This window comes from Acetivibrio ethanolgignens (genome assembly GCF_001461035.1).
Lineage (GTDB): Bacteria > Bacillota > Clostridia > Lachnospirales > Lachnospiraceae > Velocimicrobium > Velocimicrobium ethanolgignens.
Genome location: NZ_LNAM01000124.1, coordinates 47,322 through 48,730 on the forward strand (window position 1 = coordinate 47,322; position 1,409 = coordinate 48,730).

Annotated in this window: 1 protein-coding gene; it reads right to left on the bottom strand. The window is 41.9% G+C overall.

The genetic code is table 11. The annotated features are described in order from the left end of the window. Positions 1 to 1,407: IS66 family transposase (gene tnpC / locus ASU35_RS06880; RefSeq protein WP_242861222.1), on the bottom strand; the 1,407-nt coding region annotated here is incomplete at its 3' end. Positions 1,408 to 1,409: the final 2 nt, after the last annotated feature.

A 1,409-nucleotide genomic window follows, 5' to 3' on the forward strand; every position in this document is an offset into this window, starting at 1 on the left:
GGGGGTATCAGCAAAAAGCCATGCACGTCTTGCGGTTGCAAAAGGACGTATATGTGATTCACATAAGTTATTGGATATTTCAAGACGCCCGTCTTCGAGGAACATCTCAAGTTCCTTCTTATGATTCAAAGAATAGTTTAGTGCCTTTGTTAGTTTTTCATTGGTTGTCGGTATAGAGATGGTTTTTTCAACCCACGACCAAAATGCGTCCAGAAGTGCTCTTGATGCTTCCTGACGCTTTGCTTTTTTATCTTCGAACGAAAGGTTGCACATCTCTTTCTCCAGTTTAAACAGGAGATTTACATATTCGCGACCTTCTGCACCTTTGGAACCCGGGATTTCCTTTCCGGAATTATCCAGAGGAATACTGTCGATATAATATCGACGCAGATGTGACCAACAGAAATTGTTCTTCACATCTTCAAGATGCATATTGGAATAGGCTGCATATGCATCGGTGGTAAGATAGCCCTTAAATCCATCAATTAAATCAAGGGCTACCTTCTGACTCCTTGTTCTGGAGTAATGAAAGAAAGTGGCTTTGATGTCCTCGCATGCACCACTTTGCAGTACCCACATGAAAGAGTCGCTGCCGGCTTTTTTGCCGCTTTCCTTATTGACCTGGATTCTTGTCTCATCCATATGTAATATCTCACATTTCTGAATTAGTATCTGATGGATCCGGTCATAAACAGGCATAAGCCATTCATCACTGCAGCGTATCGTCCAGTGTGCCATATTTGCCCTTGAAATCTCAAGACCCATCTGGTAAAAATCCTTTTCCTGGCGGGCAAACGGAGCCCCCATTCCAAATTTCCGGTACATAATCTGTGCAACCAAAGAATGGGTAGCTATGGAATGTGGCAGTACCCCGGCAGGAACAGATGCTTTCTGTATATGTCCGGGTCTGTCATTTCCATTCGAACCGCATGCCTTACACTTTGCCACCTGACGGACAATCTGCTTTACAACCAGTGTTGCCGGTTTGAATTCCACTTCTGTACGCACAATTTCCTTACCAATGACTTCTAATTCCCCTCCACATACAGAACACTTTTCTTTCTCATCAATAATATATTCTTCAATTTCTTTTGGAAGACATGCAAGCATTTCCTTACGTATTCCCGGTTTACGTGGGGTTCTCTTATGTTCCTTAACTACGATTGTTTCCTGTTCCTTTAATAAGGCTTTGGCTAATTCTGTAGTTTCTTCAAATAAACATAACTGCTCATATTCTGTTGAGACTTCTGAGGATTTTCCAAACATCTTTTTTCTGGCATGAAGCAGTGCCTGTGTCATATTCTCTATCTGTATCTGCTGTCTGCGGATAACTTCATCCTTTTCTTTAAGTATGCTGTCTTTCTCTGAAAGCTGAATTTTCTGCTTTTTTACCAGCTCCCGCAACATTT